This is a genomic window from Magnetospirillum sp. LM-5 (assembly GCF_902729445.1).
Classification (GTDB): Bacteria; Pseudomonadota; Alphaproteobacteria; order Rhodospirillales; family Magnetospirillaceae; genus Magnetospirillum.
Window position 1 is genome coordinate 77,486 of sequence record NZ_CACVCE010000012.1, and the last position, 17,031, is coordinate 94,516.

Genomic DNA, 17,031 nt, shown 5'->3' on the forward strand with positions numbered 1-17,031 from the left:
TTCCGGTGGCGGACGCTCCTCGTCACGTCTTCCTGGTGGACGGCTCGGGATTCATCTTCCGGGCCTTCCACGGTCTGCCGCCGATGACCCGGCCCGACGGGGTTCCGGTCAACGCCGTCTACGGCTTCACCACCATGCTGATGAAGCTGTTGGACGACACCGACGCCGACCATGTGGCGGTGATCTTCGACGCCGCCCGCAAGAGCTTCCGCAACGATATCTACCCCGCCTACAAGGCGCACCGCCCGCCCGCCCCGGAAGAGCTGGTGCCCCAGTTCCCGCTGATCCGCGAGGCGGTCAGGGCCTTCAACGTCCCCTCGGTCGAGATGGACGGCTTCGAGGCCGACGACCTGATCGCCACCTATACCGCCCAGGCGGTGGCGGCCGGTGCGCGCGTCACCATCGTCTCGTCGGACAAGGATCTGATGCAGCTGGTGGGCGACGGCGTCACCATGCTCGACACCTTGAAGAACCGCACCATCGGCGTGGCCGAGGTGGCGGAAAAGTTCGGCGTCGCCCCCGATCGTGTGGTCGATGTCCAGGCCCTGTGCGGCGACAGCGCCGACAACGTGCCGGGCGTGCCGGGCATCGGCATCAAGACCGCCGCCCAATTGATCGCCGAATATGGCGATCTCGACACCTTGTTGGCCCGCGCAGGCGAGATCAAGCAGCCCAAGCGGCGCCAGACCTTGCTGGAAAACGCCGATGCCGCCCGCATGAGCCGCGAGCTGGTGCGCCTGAAGACCGACGTGCCGGGGGTCGAGCCGTTGGAAGGCTTCGCCAAGCGACGGGCCGACCCGGCCGAGCTGGCCGCCTTCCTGGCCGCCCAGGGCTTCAAGAGCCTGATGGCCCGCCTGGGCGTCAAGGCCCACGCCCCGCAACAGCCGCCAGACGCCGCCCCGGTGCCGGAAACGCCGCCGCCGGTGGAACGGGTCAGCCAGGATTACGAACTGGTGACCAGCGCTGACGCCCTGGCCCGCTGGGTCGAGGCGGCCACCGCAGCCGGCATCGTCGCCCTTGATACCGAAACCACCGGTCTTGACCCGCTGCGCGCCGAACTGGTCGGATTGTCGCTGGCGGTGGCGCCGGGACGGGCCTGCTATATCCCGGTCAAGCACACCACCGGCGAGGCCCAGGGCTCGCTGCTGCTGGGCGATGGGGGCGCCCCCAAGGCCCCCGACATCCTGCCCCGCGCCCAGACCTTGGCCGCGCTGGCGCCCTTGCTGGCCGACCGCTCGGTGCTGAAGGTCGGCCACAACATCAAGTACGATCTGCAGGTGCTGGCCCAGGCCGGCCTGTCGGTCGCCCCCATCGACGACACCATGCTGCTGTCCTATGTGCTGGATGGCGGCAGCCACGGCCACGGGCTGGACGAACTGGCCCAATTGCATTGCGGCCACACCAACATCGCCTTTTCGGCGGTGTGCGGCAGCGGCAAGACCATGATCACCTTCGACCGGGTGCCGCTGGACAAGGCGCTGGCCTATGCCGCCGAAGACGCCGACATCACGCTGCGCCTGCACGGCTTCCTGAAGGCCCGCCTGCTGGCCGAGCGCATGGTCACCGTCTACGAGACGCTGGAACGCCCGCTGGTGCCGGTGGTGGTGGCGATGGAAGCGGCCGGCATCAAGGTCGATGGCGCCGTGCTGGCCGGGCTGTCCGCGGAATTCGGCGGCCGCATCGCCGTGCTGGAGGCCGAGATCCAGGACCTGGCCGGCACCGCCTTCAATGTCGGCTCGCCGCAGCAACTGGGCAAGGTGCTGTTCGAGGACATGGCCCTGCCGGGCGGCAAGAAGACCAAGACCGGCCAGTGGGGCACCGGCGCCGACGTGCTGGAAGAACTGGCCGCCCAGGGGCATGTGCTGCCGGCCCGGGTGCTGGACTGGCGGCAATTGTCGAAGCTGAAAAGCACCTATACCGACGCGCTGCAGGCCCAGGTCAACCCCAATACCGGCCGGGTCCACACCAGCTATGCCCTGGCGGTGACCACCACCGGGCGGCTGTCGTCGTCGGACCCCAACCTGCAAAACATCCCGATCCGCACCGAGGAAGGCCGCAAGATCCGCACCGCCTTCGTCGCCACCCCCGGCCATACCCTGCTGTCGGCCGATTATTCGCAGATCGAGCTGCGGCTGGTGGCCCATGTCGCCGGCATCAAGGGCCTGATCGAGGCCTTCCATCACGGCGACGACATCCACGCCATCACCGCCTCGCAGGTGTTCGGGGTGCCGGTCGAAGGCATCGATCCGGCCCTACGCCGCCGCGCCAAGGCGATCAATTTCGGCATCATCTACGGCATCTCGGCCTTCGGGCTGGCCAACCAGCTGGGCATCTCGAACGGCGAGGCCAAGTCCTATATCGAGGCCTATTTCGCCCGCTATCCGGAAATCCGCACCTTCATGGAGACCACCAAAGAGGAAGCCCGGGCCAAAGGCTTCGTGGTCACCCCCTTCGGCCGCAAGGTGTGGACGCCCGGCATCAAGGACAAGAACGGCGCGTTGCGCGCCTTCGCCGAGCGGGCCGCCATCAATGGCCCGATCCAAGGGGGCGCCGCCGACATCATCAAGCGGGCGATGATCCGCCTGCCGGGCGAACTGGCGGCGGCCGGACTGACCGCGCGCATGCTGCTGCAGGTCCATGACGAACTGGTGTTCGAGGTTCCCGACGCCCAGCTGGACTCCACCGCCTCCCTGGTCAAGCAGGTGATGGAGCAGGCGGCGAGCCTAAGCGTGCCTTTGGTCGTGGAAACCGGAACAGGTCCATCCTGGGCTCTTGCCCATTGACGGGCCTGCCTCCCCTTCCAATAGTATGGAGGCGGGGTTCGGTGGAAGGGATGCGATCGTGACCGAGGATTTGGCCTTCCTGACCGCTGAAAAGAAGCGGCTGGACCAGCTGCTGGACAACGCCATGGACCAGTACGCCCTGGTCGAGGAAGATCTGAACGTCCGCATGAAGGGCAAGAGCGGTGCCGAACTGGATGCCTTGATGGCCGAACGGGCCCGCATCGAGGACACCCTGGGCATCGTCGCCCTGGTCGAACGGATCGACGTCATCCGCGAAAAGATCGAGGCGCTGCGGGGGTAGGGGCGCGCCCCTCGACCGTCAATCCGCCAGGAATTCCAACTGCCAGGTCATCTCGTCGGGCGACAGCGGGAAGCCGCCGTCGCGGGCGTGCAGGGTGCGGCTGGCCGGCAGCTTCAGCAGTCGGCTTTGCAGGGTCATGCACAAGGACATCGACAGCCCGGCCTTCCAGGCGATCGACACCATGCCCTTGGCGCTTTGGGTCTCGACCGTCTTCTTGATCACCTTGGGCGACAACTCGGCCAGCACCGCCAGCGAGGCGGTGACGAAGGCGATGTCGTTGCCCGACAGGGCCGTGTCGATGGTGCTTTCGTTCAATTGGTGCTGGGCGTGCAGGTGACGGGCGCGGATCAGGGCCGCCTCTTCGTCGGCGGCGCGCTTGGCCTCGCCCTTGGCCGGGCCCTGGACCTCGAGCTCGTCCAGGCGCTTCCTGACGGCGGCGGCCACCGCGGCGGTGGCGGCGGTGTCGAGATCGTTGCGCAAGGCCAGGCCCTGCAGCAGGTTGGCGGCGACGAAACGGGCCAGTTTGATGGCCGCCTTCGACGGCAGCGACGGGCGGTTGACCAGCGGCTGGTGCCAGGCCTCGATATCGACGGCGCGATCGACCAGCCGGTCCAGGGTCTCCTCGCGGATCTGGGCGCTGGCATTGCCCAGCAGGACGGCGATGGCATCGGTGTCGTCGGTGGCGGCGATGGCGTCGGCCACCCGCACATTGACGCCGTCGCGCTTGGAAATGGCGGTAAGCGCGCCGGGGATCGGGCTGGAGGCGATGATTTCCAGCAGATCCTCGTCGGTCAGCACCGGCGAATATTGAAGCACCGGGCCGGCCACGGCGATTTCGGCGTCGCGGGCCAGCCGGCCGATCACTTCCGGCGGGGCGTCGGCGACGTCCTTCAGGGCTTGGGACAGGATCTCGCGGACCCGGGTGATCTGGTCGCGGGCCAGGGTTTCCAGCGCCTCGTAGGCGGCGCGGCGCAGGCGGTCTTGTTCCTGCGCGGTCAGACCGCGGGCGACCCGGGCGATCTTCATGGCCAGGTCCTGGCGCACGGCGGCGTCGATGTCGCGGGCCAGCAGCAGGTTGGCCTGGGCCGGGGTCCCCGGGTTGGCGGCGACCAGGCGGCGGACGTCGGGGTCGGAATCCTCGGCCAGGAAATACAGGATCTCGGCCCGCATCTCGGGGTGGCCGGCCAGCTTCGAGCGCACAGCCGGATCGGGGTCGGCGGCCAGGTCGCGGGCTTCTTCATAGGTCACCTTGCGGTCGCCGCCCAACAGGCGCTTCAGCAGGCTCATCACCATGGGCTCAGCCTCCGGTCGCGCCAGGCGGCGGGGCCAGGCGCCAGTGGCCCTTGCCGTCGCGCTTGACCTCGTACATCGCCTTGTCGGCGCGCGCGATCAGCTCTTCCAGGGTTTCATGGCTGGGGCCGCCATGGACGGCGACGCCCAGGCTCATGGCCAGCTTCTTTTCCGGGGTGCCGGAATAGCGGACCAGCTCCTTGCTGGCCTCCAGCATGTCGGTGCAGCGCTGGATGGCGATATGTTCCTCGGCGCCTTCCAGCCAGATGGCGAATTCGTCGCCGCCCAGCCGCGCCACCAGATCGATCGGGCGGGTCGATTGCAGCAGCAGATCGCGCACCGCCAGCAGGGCCTGGTCGCCGGTCTGGTGGCCGTGCACGTCGTTGACCGCCTTGAAATTGTCCAGGTCGGCATAGATCAGGGCGGCCGGCCGGTGTTCACGCGACAGGCGGTTGAAGCGCCGGGCGATTTCCTCGAAGAAGGCGCGGCGGTTGAACAGGCCGGTCAGGCTGTCGGTGCGCGACAGCTTCAAGATGCGTTCGTGGTTGGCGATCTGCTCGTTGGCCAGGCCGACCTGGTTGGCGACATCGTCGATCAGCAGGCGGTCGTCGTCGCTCCAGCCCGGGCGGCAGGGGTCACGCCACAGCAGGACCGCCCCGTTGATCGAGGCGCGGTAGCGGCTGACCGTGGCCAACACGTTCCAGCCGCCGATGGCATCGTCGAAATGGTCGGATTCCAGGAAGCTGTCCAGGATGGTCTTCTCGTCGCCGCCTTCGCCGTATTGGGCGGCCAGGGCGAAATCCGACGCTTCGGGATGGATGCGGAAGATCTGACAGCCGGTGGCCCCCAGGGCGCGCGCGGTGGCCTCGGCGGCGGCGCGCAGCATGTCGGCGGGATCGACCTCGTCTCTGATGGTGCGCACGATATAGGACAGCAGACGCTCGCGGCTGTTGGCGCGCGACAGGGCGGCGTCGCGCAGGCGTTCCTGGGTGACGTCGCGACAGATGCCGCGCGCGCCGATCCATTCGCCCTGCTCGCCCAGGATCGGCGTGGCCGAGGCCAGCAGACAGGCTTCCGAGCCGTCGGCCTGGCGCATCCACACCTCGGCATCCTCGACCGAGATCGAGGCCAGGAACGGCAATGCGGTGGTGTGGTCGGTCGAGGCCGAATATTCCTTGGGATGGTGGGCGACCAGTTCCGAGGCGGCATAGCCCAGCGCCCCCTTGGGGCTGACGAACACGAAGCGGCCGTCGGCGCCGACTTCCCAGGCGAAGTCGGAGCTGATCTCGACCAGATCCTTGTAGCGTTGGCGCGATTCCACCAGGGCCGAGCGCAGGTTGCGCTCCAAGGTGACGTCGCGGCCCAGGATCAGAAGGTGGTTGTCCTCGGTCGGCAGCGACGACAATTCCAGGATCAACACGCCGCCGCCGGGGGCGGCCAGGGTCTCGATGGTCGCAGCCGGCTGGCCTTCGGCGGTGGCCAGCAGGGCGGGCAGGTTCTTCAGGCGGTTTCCGGCGATGGCGGCCTGCAGCGGCTCGGCGCGCCGGTTGGCCTGAACCACCGCGCCGTCGCGGGTCAGCACCAGGGCCGGACCCGGATAGGCCGCCAAGGCGCTATCGCCCAGCGTCACCGAGCGGCGCTGCGGCTCGACCGGCCTTTGGGGTCTGGTTTCTTGGCCCGAACTCATGCGACTTGGATTCCCGCCCATCCGATCATCGAAACGTCTTACCACGAAGTACCATAAGTATGGCGGCCAAACACCCCCGAAACGCGAGCGGCCATTGCTTTTCGGCGGCTAAAGCCGCACCCTGTCGGCCATGACCGCGACCCGTCCCCTCGACCAGATCGAAACCTGGGTGTTCGACCTCGACAACACCCTGTATCCGGCCTCGTCCAGCCTGTTTCCGCAGATCGATGTGCGCATGCGCCGCTTCATCTCCGAGCGGCTCCACATGCCCTTGGGCGAGGCTTTCGCCCTGCAGAAGCGCTATTACCGCGAATTCGGCACCACGCTGCGCGGGCTGATGCTGGTGCATGGGCTCGAGCCCAAGGATTTCCTGGACTATGTCCACGACATCGACCATTCGGTGCTGGCCGTTGCCCCCGATCTGGATCGGGCGCTGGCCCAACTGCCGGGGCGCAAGCTGATCTTCACCAACGGTTCCGAGCGCCATGCCGAGAAGGTCCTGGCGCAACTGGGCATCGGCCAGCATTTTTCCGGCATCTTCGACATCGAGGCGGCCCGCTATGTGCCCAAGCCGCAGCCGGAATGCTATCTGGACATGGTGGCGCGCTTCGCCTTCGACCCGCGCGCGGCGGCGATGGTCGAGGACATCCATCGGAACCTGAAACCCGCCTTCGACATCGGCATGACCACGGTGTGGGTCCGCCAGGACGACCACCCCGATGCCAAGGTGGTGATGCAAGACGATACCGATCTGGCCCATGTCGATCACGTGGTGGATGATCTGGTCGCCTGGCTGCGCATGGTCCAGGCAGGCGGAAAATGATGCTTCCGCCCTGGATTCGTTTGTAGTAGCGTGTTCCGGGTGAGTGGCAAGCAACTTGCGGATGCGAAACGTCTGCCAAGCCTTGATTTTTCGATGCGCATCGGTATGCTGCTGCCTCTGAATTTTCCGAGGGTGTCCCATGAGCCACGGCGAGACCGTATTTCCCCGGACGCTGCCTGACGAGGCGCGGCAGGCCATTCGTGCGCGGATGGCGGCCAAGGGGCTGATCATGGAACCGGAAAACGAAGGCGAGGACCTGTCCTATCTGGGGCGCCTGTTTGACCTGACCTGCGACCGTCTGGATCGCGAGACGTCCGAACGATAAGCAGTGGGGCACGCCGTGACCACCAGGGCCGAAGCCCATCAGGATCGCGCACACCAACGACGACCGACAGTTCGCCTGCGTCAACGAGCATCTGTCGCTCTGGCTGGCCTGCGAGCAGTTGAAGAGCCACATGGATGCATCCGTCGCCGACCGGGGTGAGCAGGCGCGGAAACTGCGCGACGAGGTGGTGTCGCGAATCGACCGCTCCCTCAAGGACGCCAAGGGCCTTGCCTATATCGTCCATTGCATGCGGTCGCGGACGTTCGGGCCGCACCATTATGTGATTTTGCTGCGGCAATTCACCATCCTGTGACGATCCCACCCGCGGCGGGCAGGGGTGACCCTACGCGGGCGCGCGTTGACTTGGAGCGCCGAAGCGCTATGTTTCGGCCTGTGATTTCTCGCCCTTCAAGGACACGACCCCATGAGCTTCGCCCAACTTCAGTCCGACATCGACGCCGCCTGGGAGGCCCGTGACGGCATCAACGCCCAGACCACCGGCAAGATCCGCGACGCCGTCGAGACGGCGCTCGGCATGCTCGACACCGGACATCTGCGGGTCGCCGAGAAGCTGGACGGCAAGTGGGTGGTCAATCAGTGGCTGAAGAAGGCGGTGCTGCTGTCCTTCCGCCTGAACGATTCGGCGCCGGTCGCCGGCGCGCCCAACGGCTCGACCTGGTACGACAAGGTGGCCACCAAGTTCGAGGGCTGGGACGATGGCACCTTCAAGGCCCACGGCTTCCGCGCCGTGCCGGGCTGCGTGGTGCGCCGGCCGGCCTTCATCGCGCCGGGCGTGGTGCTGATGCCCAGCTTCGTCAATGTCGGCGCCTATGTCGATACCGGCACCATGATCGACACCTGGGCCACCGTCGGCTCGTGCGCCCAGATCGGCCGCAATGTCCATATCTCGGGCGGTGCCGGCATCGGCGGCGTGCTGGAACCCCTGCAGGCCGGCCCGGTCATCATCGAGGACAACGTCTTCGTCGGCGCCCGCGCCGAGGTGGCCGAGGGCGTGGTGGTCGAAGAAGGCGCCGTGCTGTCGATGGGCGTCTATCTGGGCCAGTCGACCAAGATCGTCGATCGCGCCACCGGCGAGGTGTTCTATGGCCGCGTTCCGGCCTATTCGGTGGTGGTGTCGGGCACCATGCCCGGCAAGCCGTTCCCCGACGGCACCCCCGGCCCCAACCTTTATTGCGCCGTCATCGTCAAGCGGGTCGATGAAAAGACCCGCTCGAAGGTGTCGATCAACGAATTGTTGCGCGATTGACCACGGTCCTCACCGACCCCGTCGGCCTGGCCGCCGGCCTGATCCATTGCCCCAGCGTCACCCCTGACGATGCGGGCGCGATCGGGTTGCTGGCCGGCTGGCTGGAGCGCTTGGGCTTTACCTGTCACCGGATCGAATCCGCCACCGGCGGGCCGCCGATCCAAAACCTGTACGCCCGGCGCGGCACGGCGGGGCCGAATTTCTGCTTTGCCGGCCATACCGACGTGGTGCCGCCCGGCGCCGGCTGGACCGTCGATCCCTTCGCCGGCCAGGTGATGAATGGCCGGCTGTATGGGCGCGGCGCCGTCGATATGAAGGGCGCCATCGCCGCCTTCGTCGCCGCCATCGCCCGGCGCGGCGACAATGCCGATTCCGTCAGCCTGCTGATCACCGGCGACGAGGAAGGCCCGGCCGTCGATGGGACCGTCAAGGTGCTGGACTGGCTGACGGCCAGGGGCGAGACGCTGGATGCCTGCGTGGTCGGCGAGCCGACCAATCCGGCCCGTCTGGGCGACATGCTGAAGATCGGCCGGCGCGGCTCGATGAACACCCGCATCACCGTCCACGGCACCCAGGGGCACGCCGCCTATCCGCATCTGGCCGACAACCCGATCCCGCGCCTGCTGGACATGCTGCGCCGTCTGACCGCCGAGCCGCTGGATCATGGCTCGCCCTTGTTCCAGCCCTCGACCTTGGCGCTGACCACCATCGACGTGGGCAATGCAGCCACCAACGTCATCCCGGCCCAGGCCCGCGCGGGCTTCAATATCCGCTTCAACGACCTGCATTCCAGCGCCTCGCTCGAGGAATGGATCCGGCGCACCCTGGCCGAGATCGGCGGCGATTACGATTGTGCGATCGAGGTGTCGGGCGAGAGCTTCCTGACCCAGCCCGGCCCGCTGTCGGCGGCGGTGTCCGACGCGGTCCAGCGCATCACCGGTCTGCGGCCGGAATTTTCGACCTCGGGCGGCACCTCGGATGCCCGCTTCATCAAGAACCATTGCCCGGTGCTGGAATTCGGCCTGATCAACCAGACCATGCACAAGGTCGACGAACACGTCGCCCTCTCCGATCTCGAGCAATTGACCGAGATCTACCAGGCGGTCCTCGACCGCTTTTTCGAGGCAGAATGATCACCGCCGACGAAATCGCCCGCGGCATCACCGGGGCTTGGCTGCTGGCCAAGCGCAATCCGGCCGGCATCGAATGGTTCGACGACAGCGACGACGGCTTTTTGAAGTCGTTCTGGGCGGCGGTGCTGGTGGCGCCGGCCTTCCTGGGGCTCGACCTGCTGGCCGGCGAGTTCGCCGATGCCGGGCCGCGCCAATTGGCGGTCAAGCTGATCGCCTATGTCATCGACTGGACCGCCTTTCCGCTGGTGATGTTTTATATCGCCGCGACGCTGGGTCGGGGCGGCCAGTGGGCCCGCTATGTCGTCGCCTATAATTGGTCGGCGGTGGTGCAGGTCGGCATCTTGTTCCCCGTCGCCGTCCTCGCCACCTTGGCGCCGATGGCGGCGACCGCCCTGCTGGCCCAGGCCCTGACCATCCTGATGCTGATCTATCGCGCCTTCGTCGCCCATGTGGCGCTGAAGGTCAATCTGGGCACCGCCGCCGGCATCGTTCTGCTGGATGTGTTGCTGGCCGGGTTGCTGAAGAATGTCGCCGAACGCATCGCCGGCGGCTGAGCCCGTCTGGCGGCCGATGGGGGCGGCCGATCTGGCCCGGGTTCAGGTCATCGCCGACATCGTCCATGTCGATCATCCCGAACGCGCCGAAGTGTTCGCCAACCGTCTGGCGCTGTTTCCGGCCGGCTGCCTGATGGCGGCGGGCGGGGGCGGCTATTGCCTGGCCCATCCCGGAAGGCTTGGCTGGGCGCCGGCGCTGGATACCGTCCTGGACCGATTGCCGGCCGACCCCGATTGCCTGTACCTGCACGATCTGGCCCTGCTGCCCCAGGCGCGCGGCCTGGGCTTGGGCCGGGCGGCGGTGGCGGACCTGGCCCGGGTGGCCCGCGCCAACGGACTGCCCCGTATCGCCCTGACGGCGGTGGGCGAATCGCCGGCCTTCTGGGCGGGGCTGGGGTTCATTGAAACGGGAAAGGGCGGCGCCAGTTACGGCACCGCCCTCGCCATGGTTCTGAAGCTTTAGATATTTAGCCCTTCGACGGGACCATCAAGGTGGCCTCGCCGTCCATCACCACCTTGTCCTTGACCGAACAGGTGGTGCGGAAGGTGGCGAACTTCTTTTCCGGCACCAGGGCGGTCAGCTCGACGCGGGCGGTGACGGTGTCGCCGATGCGCACCGGGGCCTTGAACTTCAGAAGCTGCGACACGTAGATGCAGCCCGGGCCCGGCAGCTTGGTGCCGAACACGGTCGAGATGAAGGCCGCCGACAGCATGCCGTGGGCGATGCGGCCCTTGAACATGGTCTGGCTGGCGAATTCCTCGTTGATGTGGACCGGGTTGAAATCGCCCGAGATCCCGGCGAAGGCGACGATGTCGGCTTCGGTGACGGTCTTGGCGAAGATCGCCGACTGGCCGACGCTCAGATCCTCGAAATAAAGGCCGTTCAAAGTTTCGCCGCTCATCTGCTGGTCTCCCCTTATTGGCGGTGATTGCGTTGCAGTATAGACCGCGCGCCGGGACGCCACAAATGACGATTCCGGGGTTGCGTGCCCGGCCGCACTGTGGCCGAATGGCGCCGAATTTCTTGGGTTTAGAAGGTTTGCATGCGCCGTTTCGCTTCCATCGTCCTGATCTCGGCCGTGGCCGGCTGTGCCCAGCCTGCGGTGCCATGGCAGAATCCGAACGTGCCGCAGGATCAGTGGCGGACCGATTGGAACGGCTGCCGGCGCTGGTCCGACTCCCAGGTCGGCTATCAGGACACCAGCGAGGACTCGCTGTTCAAAGACTATGACCGCGCCCGTGCCCGCAAGCAGATGGATGCCCTGACCGCCGGCTGCATGCGTGACCGCGGCTACTTTCCGATCCGAAAGTGAGGACCAGGATGCGTCTCGCCATCTGCCTGACCGCCATGCTGCTGGCCGTGCCGGCGCTTGCCCAGGACTTGCCGCAATTCCCCAAGGCCGGCCCGCCCGAACCGCTGCCCGAGGCGATCTGCGACACCACCATCGCCAATAACGGCGAATGGCTGGTCGGGCGCTGGGTGGCGCCGCAGACCAAATGGGAATTCGCCCGCAAGGATGGCCGCCTGGCCTGGGCGATGGATCGCAAGGGATCGATCGCCAACGATTTCGGCTGGACCGACGGCACCCAGATCGGCGGCTTGGTCGATCAGGCCAGCGGCTGCACCGTCGCCTTGTCGGGGGGCGAGGGCGTCTTCAAGTTCGAAGGGGTGCTGTCGGACGGCGGCAAGCTTTACGGCTTCGCCACCAACAAGCGGGGCGAGCACGTCCGCTTCATCCTGCGGCGCGAAAGGTAGCGCCTATTTGCGGCCCTGGCGGTTCCGCTCGAGCTGCTCCTGGGTGGCCTGGAAGCCCAGATAGATCTCGTAATTCTGGATGATGTCGGAATCCTTGACCGGGATGCGCAGCACCAGCGGCTCGTCGGTATAGCGGACATAATTGGTCGCTTGCGGGAATTCGACGCTGAGCGGGAATTCCGCCTTGGCATCCTTGGCCGGATAGAACAGCGGAACCGCGGCGAAATAGGTGAACTCGGCCTTGCGGTCGGCATCGCCGGGGCCGCGCTTGATCGAGAACGACACCTGGATTTCCACCAGTGCGCCCTTCTCGTCATATTTGCAGTCGCCCTGGAAGCCGGTGATCTCGGCCTCGAACTCGACGTCGGTCAGGTCGCGGCCCTTGCCGTCCTTGTACTTGGTCAGCGTGCCGGCATCGCCCAGGATATAGACCGGCGGGCAGGGCGGCGGCTCCTTCTTCTGGAACACCGAGCAAGAGGCGAGCGCCGGCACCAGGGCCAGGGCGGCAAACGGCAGAAGCGGGCGAAGTTTCATCGATGATCTCGGAAAAGCCGTTGAGGAGGGGCAGGCATCCGTGGCATTGGTCGGGGCGACTTTAGAGAAGGCGGGCGCTGCCCGCAACGACGTTTGACGGAAAACCCGACCATGACCTTGCCGCCGCTGACCATCGTGCTTGCCAGCCCGCGCGGTTTCTGCGCCGGCGTCGATCGCGCCATCCTGATCGTCGAGGCGGCCATCGCCAAGTACGGGGCGCCGGTCTATGTCCGCCACGAGATTGTTCACAACCGCTTCGTCGTCGATTCCTTGAAGGCCAAGGGTGCAGTGTTCGTCGATGAATTGTCGGAAGTGCCCGACGGCGTGCCGGTGGTGTTTTCCGCCCATGGCGTGCCCAAATCGGTGCCGAATGCGGCCGAGGCGCGCGGCCTGTCCTATCTGGATGCCACCTGCCCGCTGGTCACCAAGGTCCACCGCGAGGCCGAGGCCCACCACGCCTTCGGCCGCCAGATCATCATGATCGGTCACAAGGGCCACCCGGAAGTGATCGGCACCATGGGCCAGGTCCCCGAGGGCGCGGTGATGCTGGTCGAAAGCGTCGCCGACGCCGAAGCGGTGCAGCCGGCCCATCCCGACCATCTGGCCTATATCACCCAGACCACGCTGTCGGTCGATGACGCGGCTTCCATCGTCGCCGTGCTGACCAGGCGCTTCCCGGCCATCGTCGGACCGAAGAAGGACGATATCTGCTACGCCACCACCAACCGCCAGAACGCGGTCAAGACCATCGCCGCCCGATGCGATGCGGTGATGGTGATCGGCGCCCCCAACTCCTCGAACTCGAAGCGGCTGGTGGAAGTGGCGGCCCGGGAAGGCTGCGCCAAGTCCTTGCTGGTCCAGCGCGCCGCCGAAATCGATTGGTCCGGCCTGGCCGGCATCAGCCGCCTGGGCATCACGGCGGGGGCCTCGGCCCCGGAAGTGCTGGTGGAAGAGGTGATCGACGCCGCCCGCGCCCATTTCGCCGTGACCATCGAAGAGGTCAAGGTCACCGACGAGACCATCGCCTTCAAGCTGCCGGCTCAATTGCTGGATTGATTCCGGCGCGAGGCGCGGCCCGTGCCGGGCGGCTCAGTCGCCGCTCGGGCTTGAGTAAGTGGCGTCAACATCGTACCTTCCCGGCCAATGACGGCGCCCGAGGGGATCAATGGCGGTCTATACCGAAGTTTCCGACGAAGAGATGGAAGAGTTCGTCGCCGCTTACGGCATCGGCGAACTGGTGTCGTTCACCGGCATCGCCGAAGGCGTCGAGAATTCCAACTTCCTGGTCCAGACCGAGACCGGCCCCTATATCCTGACCCTGTACGAGCGGCGGGTGAATCCCGACGATCTGCCGTTCTTCCTGGGGCTGATGGAACATCTGGCGGCGCGCGGCCTGGTCTGTCCGACGCCGTTGCATGGCGCCGATGGCAAGGCCTTGCGTGAATTGTGCGGCCGTCCGGCGGCGATGGTGACCTTCCTGAAGGGGATGTCGGCGCGCAGGCTGGGCCTGGGCCATTGCGCCGCCCTGGGGGGCGCCCTGGCCGAGATGCACCAGAAGGGCGCCGACTTCGCCATGACCCGGCCCAACAATCTGTCGGTGGCCGGCTGGCGCCCGTTGTTCGCCCAGGTCAAGGACCGCGCCGACGAGATCCGCCCGGGCCTGGCCGCCTTCATCGAGGCCGAGCTGGACGCGCTGGAAGCCCACTGGCCGAAATCCCTGCCCTCGGGCCTGATCCATGCCGATCTGTTTCCCGACAACGTGTTCTTCCTGGCCGACCGGACCACGCGGGAAGATCGGGTGTCGGGCCTGATCGACTTCTATTTCGCCTGCACCGACTTTCTGGCCTACGACATCGCCATCTGCCTGAACGCCTGGTGCTTCGAACCCGATGGCGCCTTCAACGCCACCAAGGCCCGGCTGATGCTGGGCAATTACCGCAAGGTGCGGCCCTTGTCGGCCGACGAGCTGGAAGCCCTGCCGCTGCTGGCCCGCGGCGCCGCCATGCGCTTTTTGCTGACCCGCACCTATGACTGGCTGAACACGCCGGAAGGGGCCTTCGTCAAGCGCAAGGACCCGCTGGAATATCTGAAGAAGCTGCGCTTCCACCAGGGCATCACCAGCCCCGCCGCCTACGGTCTGGAATGAACGACCAACCCGCGGTCGAGATCTTCACCGACGGCGCCTGCTCGGGCAATCCCGGCCCGGGCGGCTGGGGCGCCATCCTGCGCTTCAAGGGCACCGAGAAGGAGCTGAAGGGCGGCGAGAACCCCACCACCAACAACCGCATGGAAATGATGGCGGTGATCGCCGCGCTGGAGGCGCTGACCCGGCCGTGCAAGGTGGTGGTCACCACCGACAGCCAGTACGTGATGAAGGGCATCACCGAGTGGATGTTCTCGTGGAAGAAACGGGGCTGGCGGACCGCCGACAACAAGCCGGTCAAGAATGACGACCTGTGGAAACGCCTGGATGCCGCCCGCGCCGGCCATCAGGTGGAGTGGCTTTGGGTCAAGGGCCATGCCGGCCACCCCGAGAACGAACGCGCCGACCAGTTGGCCCGCGAGGGCGTGGCCATGGCCCGGGGTGGGTGATTATCGCCTTTTGGGGGGCGGGAAAAGTGCACGGGACAAGGTGTCGCTTTTCACCTCTCCCAATGCAGGGCGCCGATAGCCGCCAAGACGCCCCCCGGTGACGCCCTCTTCTCTGGTGACCTGAAAGAGTGATACTTGGGCTAACGGCATTCCTGGTCGCAATACGACGGGCAGCTCGCCGAGATTGGTCAGTTCGAGGGTCAGACATCCTGTGAATCCAGGGTGAATCATCGACGCGGTCTCAACAACCAATCCCCTGCGACCCCAGGACGATTTGCCTAGAATTTGACCGGCAAGTGTTCCCGGCAAACGGACCCACTCCAATGTGGCCCCGAGTACAAAGCTACCGGGGTGAAGGTGGAATTCCTTGCGGAACGGCACAAAAGTCTTGGTCATCAGCGCGCGAAGAGGCGCTCCACCCTCGACCTGATCATCGGAGTCGATAGCAGGCGCTTTGGCGATGCGCGGGATCAAGAACCACCGACCCAGGTGAACGTCGAACGACGATGAATGGGACTGACGCAGGGCGTCCAGGTCCAAGGCTGGCTCGACGATCAAAGGATCCGGGCTGTCCTTGACATCGATACAATCTGCGATCTCTCGGGTGGTCAGCAGCATGATGAGCGCTCCTGCTGGTAAAGCCCCTCGATCTCCAGAAGCTCGATCGATTTCAAGATCAGCTCGTTGATCACCACTTCGCGGCGAAGATGCAGTCCATGACCGGCGGGAAAGACCGCGGAATCATTCCGCGCCATCCAGCCGGCCAGAATGATTCGGGCAAGATTCTCGCCTTCTCGGGCGTTGATCGGAGCGCCAAGCGCAAGGCGGGTCTTTAACTTCGCCGCATCGAAGTCAGTGGGCAGCGGAAGGCATCGTTCTCCGAACCATGTGATTACCTGATTGACCAGCAGCTCGTGGATGCTGTCGATGACGGATTTGCCATAGAACTCGTCACTCATTTGCGCGGGAGTGGGAGGGTCGATTTCATGCCACCAATCCGTTCCTTCAGGCAGAGCCAGCTTCCCGATCCCACCCAGCATCTCCAGCGTCTTTATCATCACCTGATAGCGGTGGGTCGTGGCCGGGTAGTTGTGGTTGTAATTCCTGCTGATGCCAGGGCAAACAAGGTAGTGGAATGCGTATAGATATGATGCGCCGAACAAACGTAATCCGACGATATCTGAGAATACCTCCTCCACTTGATTGATGACTGTGTCGAGAATTGCGCCTATTTCTGGTGCGTCAGGAGAAATTTTTTTTAACCCGTCCTTCTTCGCCGAAACCAGGTTGTCTTTGATCGCCTTGCGAATGGTAAGGTAAGGGTGCTTGTCCGCCTTTGCGCGCGCCCCGGCCAAGACCTTGTCCCGGTCTGCGGAGCGAGGCTTCTTCAAGACGCTCTCGATGCCGGAATCCAGGGCATCGGCCTCTGATCGGAGTTTCGACCACAGAACGTGGCCGAGTTCATGGCCGGCCAGGGGGATGACAAGCGGATTGGCTGCTTCAGTCACCGGCAGGCCGACGAAAACAACCTGCAGGTCATCGATATGCAGGTCGGAGTAGCGGGCGAATGGGGAACTGTCCCACTCCGAGGATAGGACGACATCGGTTTCATCGCCCAGGAACTTGCGGGCAAGGTCCACAAGGGGGCCGTAGAACTCGTAAGAGTTTCGTTCATGCGCCGAGCGTCGCAGGAAGCCAAGCAAAGGGGCATAGCCAGCCACCTGGACCGAAAGAGCGAACAGTGCCTCGCGCTTGATCTTGAATGAGGTGTGGTCCGTGACCATCGCCACCCCACCTTCGGCCATTCGTTTGCCGACGTGCAGGCGGGACGCCATTTCATCCAGAACACGGCTCGTGGCGGCTTGGGGAATGACTTCCCCTCTGAGCTCATCGACTTCATCCAGGAGAGCCTGGATGCGTCTCAGGACAATATCACGTTGTCCACGGATAATATCCTGAAGCGAGGGAGGCTGCGTCACAAGTCGA

The 17,031-nt window shown here is 65.6% G+C and carries 20 protein-coding genes; 14 read left to right on the forward strand and 6 right to left on the reverse strand.

The window, feature by feature from the left end:
* Positions 1-5: 5 nt before the first annotated feature.
* Positions 6-2,783 carry a DNA polymerase I gene (gene polA, locus MTBLM5_RS06435; RefSeq protein ID WP_173974939.1) on the forward strand — a complete coding sequence of 926 codons (2,778 nt, stop codon included), beginning with the start codon at positions 6-8 and terminating at the stop codon, positions 2,781-2,783.
* 58 nt (positions 2,784-2,841) lie between these two features.
* Positions 2,842-3,084 (forward strand): hypothetical protein, encoded by a 243-nt coding sequence (locus MTBLM5_RS06440; RefSeq protein WP_254430936.1) that lies wholly within the window; start codon positions 2,842-2,844, stop codon positions 3,082-3,084.
* A gap of 18 nt (positions 3,085-3,102) precedes the next feature.
* Here the strand turns inward: MTBLM5_RS06440 and MTBLM5_RS06445 are convergent, their stop codons facing one another.
* Positions 3,103-4,371, reverse strand: coding sequence for a DUF2336 domain-containing protein (locus tag MTBLM5_RS06445; RefSeq protein WP_254430937.1), 1,269 nt, complete (start codon positions 4,369-4,371; stop codon positions 3,103-3,105).
* Between the two features lie 10 nt (positions 4,372-4,381).
* A complete protein-coding gene (locus MTBLM5_RS06450) occupies positions 4,382-6,061 on the reverse strand; it encodes a diguanylate cyclase domain-containing protein (RefSeq protein ID WP_173974941.1) in 1,680 nt (559 codons plus the stop codon).
* A gap of 130 nt (positions 6,062-6,191) precedes the next feature.
* Between MTBLM5_RS06450 and MTBLM5_RS06455 the strand changes: the two genes are divergently transcribed.
* The 7 genes from MTBLM5_RS06455 to MTBLM5_RS06485 all read left to right on the forward strand — a co-directional run bounded on the left by MTBLM5_RS06455 (position 6,192) and on the right by MTBLM5_RS06485 (position 10,626).
* A complete protein-coding gene (locus tag MTBLM5_RS06455) occupies positions 6,192-6,884 on the forward strand; it encodes a pyrimidine 5'-nucleotidase (protein WP_173974942.1) in 693 nt (230 codons plus the stop codon).
* Between the two features lie 139 nt (positions 6,885-7,023).
* Complete coding sequence (locus MTBLM5_RS06460; protein WP_173974943.1) at positions 7,024-7,209, forward strand: hypothetical protein; 186 nt, start codon at positions 7,024-7,026, stop codon at positions 7,207-7,209.
* Between the two features lie 130 nt (positions 7,210-7,339).
* Positions 7,340-7,522 (forward strand): hypothetical protein, encoded by a 183-nt coding sequence (locus MTBLM5_RS06465; protein ID WP_173974944.1) that lies wholly within the window; start codon positions 7,340-7,342, stop codon positions 7,520-7,522.
* 111 nt (positions 7,523-7,633) lie between these two features.
* The gene (gene dapD, locus MTBLM5_RS06470) at positions 7,634-8,476 is read left to right on the forward strand and encodes a 2,3,4,5-tetrahydropyridine-2,6-dicarboxylate N-succinyltransferase (protein ID WP_173974945.1); all 843 of its coding nucleotides are present in this window, start codon (positions 7,634-7,636) and stop codon (positions 8,474-8,476) included.
* Entirely contained in the window at positions 8,473-9,609 is a 1,137-nt protein-coding gene (dapE, locus tag MTBLM5_RS06475; protein WP_173974946.1) for a succinyl-diaminopimelate desuccinylase, read from the forward strand. The genes dapD and dapE overlap by 4 nt, the downstream gene beginning before the upstream one ends.
* Positions 9,606-10,163: a hypothetical protein gene (locus tag MTBLM5_RS06480; RefSeq protein WP_173974947.1), complete on the forward strand. Its 558-nt coding sequence runs from the start codon at positions 9,606-9,608 to the stop codon at positions 10,161-10,163. The genes dapE and MTBLM5_RS06480 overlap by 4 nt, the downstream gene beginning before the upstream one ends.
* Positions 10,135-10,626, forward strand: a complete 492-nt coding sequence (locus MTBLM5_RS06485) for a GNAT family N-acetyltransferase (protein WP_173974948.1) — start codon at positions 10,135-10,137, stop codon at positions 10,624-10,626. Before MTBLM5_RS06480 ends, MTBLM5_RS06485 begins: the two co-directional genes overlap by 29 nt.
* A gap of 4 nt (positions 10,627-10,630) precedes the next feature.
* On the opposite strand, the gene MTBLM5_RS06490 is transcribed toward MTBLM5_RS06485, so the two are convergent.
* The gene (locus MTBLM5_RS06490) at positions 10,631-11,065 is read right to left on the reverse strand and encodes a MaoC family dehydratase (RefSeq protein ID WP_068497718.1); all 435 of its coding nucleotides are present in this window, start codon (positions 11,063-11,065) and stop codon (positions 10,631-10,633) included.
* A gap of 141 nt (positions 11,066-11,206) precedes the next feature.
* Here MTBLM5_RS06490 and MTBLM5_RS06495 point away from each other — a divergent pair, with 141 nt between their 5' ends.
* A complete protein-coding gene (locus MTBLM5_RS06495) occupies positions 11,207-11,476 on the forward strand; it encodes a hypothetical protein (RefSeq protein ID WP_173974949.1) in 270 nt (89 codons plus the stop codon).
* A gap of 8 nt (positions 11,477-11,484) precedes the next feature.
* Positions 11,485-11,919 (forward strand): hypothetical protein, encoded by a 435-nt coding sequence (locus MTBLM5_RS06500; RefSeq protein WP_173974950.1) that lies wholly within the window; start codon positions 11,485-11,487, stop codon positions 11,917-11,919.
* Between the two features lie 3 nt (positions 11,920-11,922).
* Here the strand turns inward: MTBLM5_RS06500 and MTBLM5_RS06505 are convergent, their stop codons facing one another.
* On the reverse strand, positions 11,923-12,453 hold the full coding sequence (locus tag MTBLM5_RS06505) for a hypothetical protein (protein WP_173974951.1): 531 nt from the start codon (positions 12,451-12,453) through the stop codon (positions 11,923-11,925).
* Between the two features lie 111 nt (positions 12,454-12,564).
* Between MTBLM5_RS06505 and ispH the strand changes: the two genes are divergently transcribed.
* The 3 genes from ispH to rnhA all read left to right on the forward strand — a co-directional run bounded on the left by ispH (position 12,565) and on the right by rnhA (position 15,045).
* Positions 12,565-13,509, forward strand: coding sequence for a 4-hydroxy-3-methylbut-2-enyl diphosphate reductase (gene ispH / locus MTBLM5_RS06510; protein WP_173974952.1), 945 nt, complete (start codon positions 12,565-12,567; stop codon positions 13,507-13,509).
* A gap of 109 nt (positions 13,510-13,618) precedes the next feature.
* Positions 13,619-14,599, forward strand: coding sequence for a homoserine kinase (locus MTBLM5_RS06515; protein ID WP_173974953.1), 981 nt, complete (start codon positions 13,619-13,621; stop codon positions 14,597-14,599).
* The gene (rnhA, locus tag MTBLM5_RS06520; RefSeq protein WP_173974954.1) at positions 14,596-15,045 is read left to right on the forward strand and encodes a ribonuclease HI; all 450 of its coding nucleotides are present in this window, start codon (positions 14,596-14,598) and stop codon (positions 15,043-15,045) included. The genes MTBLM5_RS06515 and rnhA overlap by 4 nt, the downstream gene beginning before the upstream one ends.
* Here the strand turns inward: rnhA and dcd are convergent, their stop codons facing one another.
* Entirely contained in the window at positions 15,046-15,663 is a 618-nt protein-coding gene (gene dcd / locus MTBLM5_RS06525; RefSeq protein WP_173974955.1) for a dCTP deaminase, read from the reverse strand.
* The gene (locus tag MTBLM5_RS06530) at positions 15,654-17,024 is read right to left on the reverse strand and encodes a hypothetical protein (RefSeq protein ID WP_173974956.1); all 1,371 of its coding nucleotides are present in this window, start codon (positions 17,022-17,024) and stop codon (positions 15,654-15,656) included. The genes dcd and MTBLM5_RS06530 overlap by 10 nt, the downstream gene beginning before the upstream one ends.
* Positions 17,025-17,031 lie beyond the last annotated feature (7 nt).

Excerpts from the sequence above, each read along its gene's own strand:
- MTBLM5_RS06465 (WP_173974944.1), top strand. The coding sequence starts at position 7,340 with ATGGATGCATCCGTCGCCGACCGGGGTGAGCAGGCGCGGAAACTGCGC.
- dapD (WP_173974945.1), top strand. The coding sequence starts at position 7,634 with ATGAGCTTCGCCCAACTTCAGTCCGACATCGACGCCGCCTGGGAGGCC.
- MTBLM5_RS06455 (WP_173974942.1), top strand. The coding sequence starts at position 6,192 with ATGACCGCGACCCGTCCCCTCGACCAGATCGAAACCTGGGTGTTCGAC.
- MTBLM5_RS06485 (WP_173974948.1), top strand. The coding sequence starts at position 10,135 with ATGTCGCCGAACGCATCGCCGGCGGCTGAGCCCGTCTGGCGGCCGATG.
- dcd (WP_173974955.1), bottom strand. The coding sequence starts at position 15,663 with ATGCTGCTGACCACCCGAGAGATCGCAGATTGTATCGATGTCAAGGAC.
- MTBLM5_RS06515 (WP_173974953.1), top strand. The coding sequence starts at position 13,619 with ATGGCGGTCTATACCGAAGTTTCCGACGAAGAGATGGAAGAGTTCGTC.
- MTBLM5_RS06460 (WP_173974943.1), top strand. The coding sequence starts at position 7,024 with ATGAGCCACGGCGAGACCGTATTTCCCCGGACGCTGCCTGACGAGGCG.
- MTBLM5_RS06450 (WP_173974941.1), bottom strand. The coding sequence starts at position 6,061 with ATGAGTTCGGGCCAAGAAACCAGACCCCAAAGGCCGGTCGAGCCGCAG.
- MTBLM5_RS06490 (WP_068497718.1), bottom strand. The coding sequence starts at position 11,065 with ATGAGCGGCGAAACTTTGAACGGCCTTTATTTCGAGGATCTGAGCGTC.
- MTBLM5_RS06445 (WP_254430937.1), bottom strand. The coding sequence starts at position 4,371 with ATGAGCCTGCTGAAGCGCCTGTTGGGCGGCGACCGCAAGGTGACCTAT.
- MTBLM5_RS06480 (WP_173974947.1), top strand. The coding sequence starts at position 9,606 with ATGATCACCGCCGACGAAATCGCCCGCGGCATCACCGGGGCTTGGCTG.
- MTBLM5_RS06500 (WP_173974950.1), top strand. The coding sequence starts at position 11,485 with ATGCGTCTCGCCATCTGCCTGACCGCCATGCTGCTGGCCGTGCCGGCG.
- rnhA (WP_173974954.1), top strand. The coding sequence starts at position 14,596 with ATGAACGACCAACCCGCGGTCGAGATCTTCACCGACGGCGCCTGCTCG.
- MTBLM5_RS06505 (WP_173974951.1), bottom strand. The coding sequence starts at position 12,453 with ATGAAACTTCGCCCGCTTCTGCCGTTTGCCGCCCTGGCCCTGGTGCCG.
- MTBLM5_RS06495 (WP_173974949.1), top strand. The coding sequence starts at position 11,207 with ATGCGCCGTTTCGCTTCCATCGTCCTGATCTCGGCCGTGGCCGGCTGT.
- ispH (WP_173974952.1), top strand. The coding sequence starts at position 12,565 with ATGACCTTGCCGCCGCTGACCATCGTGCTTGCCAGCCCGCGCGGTTTC.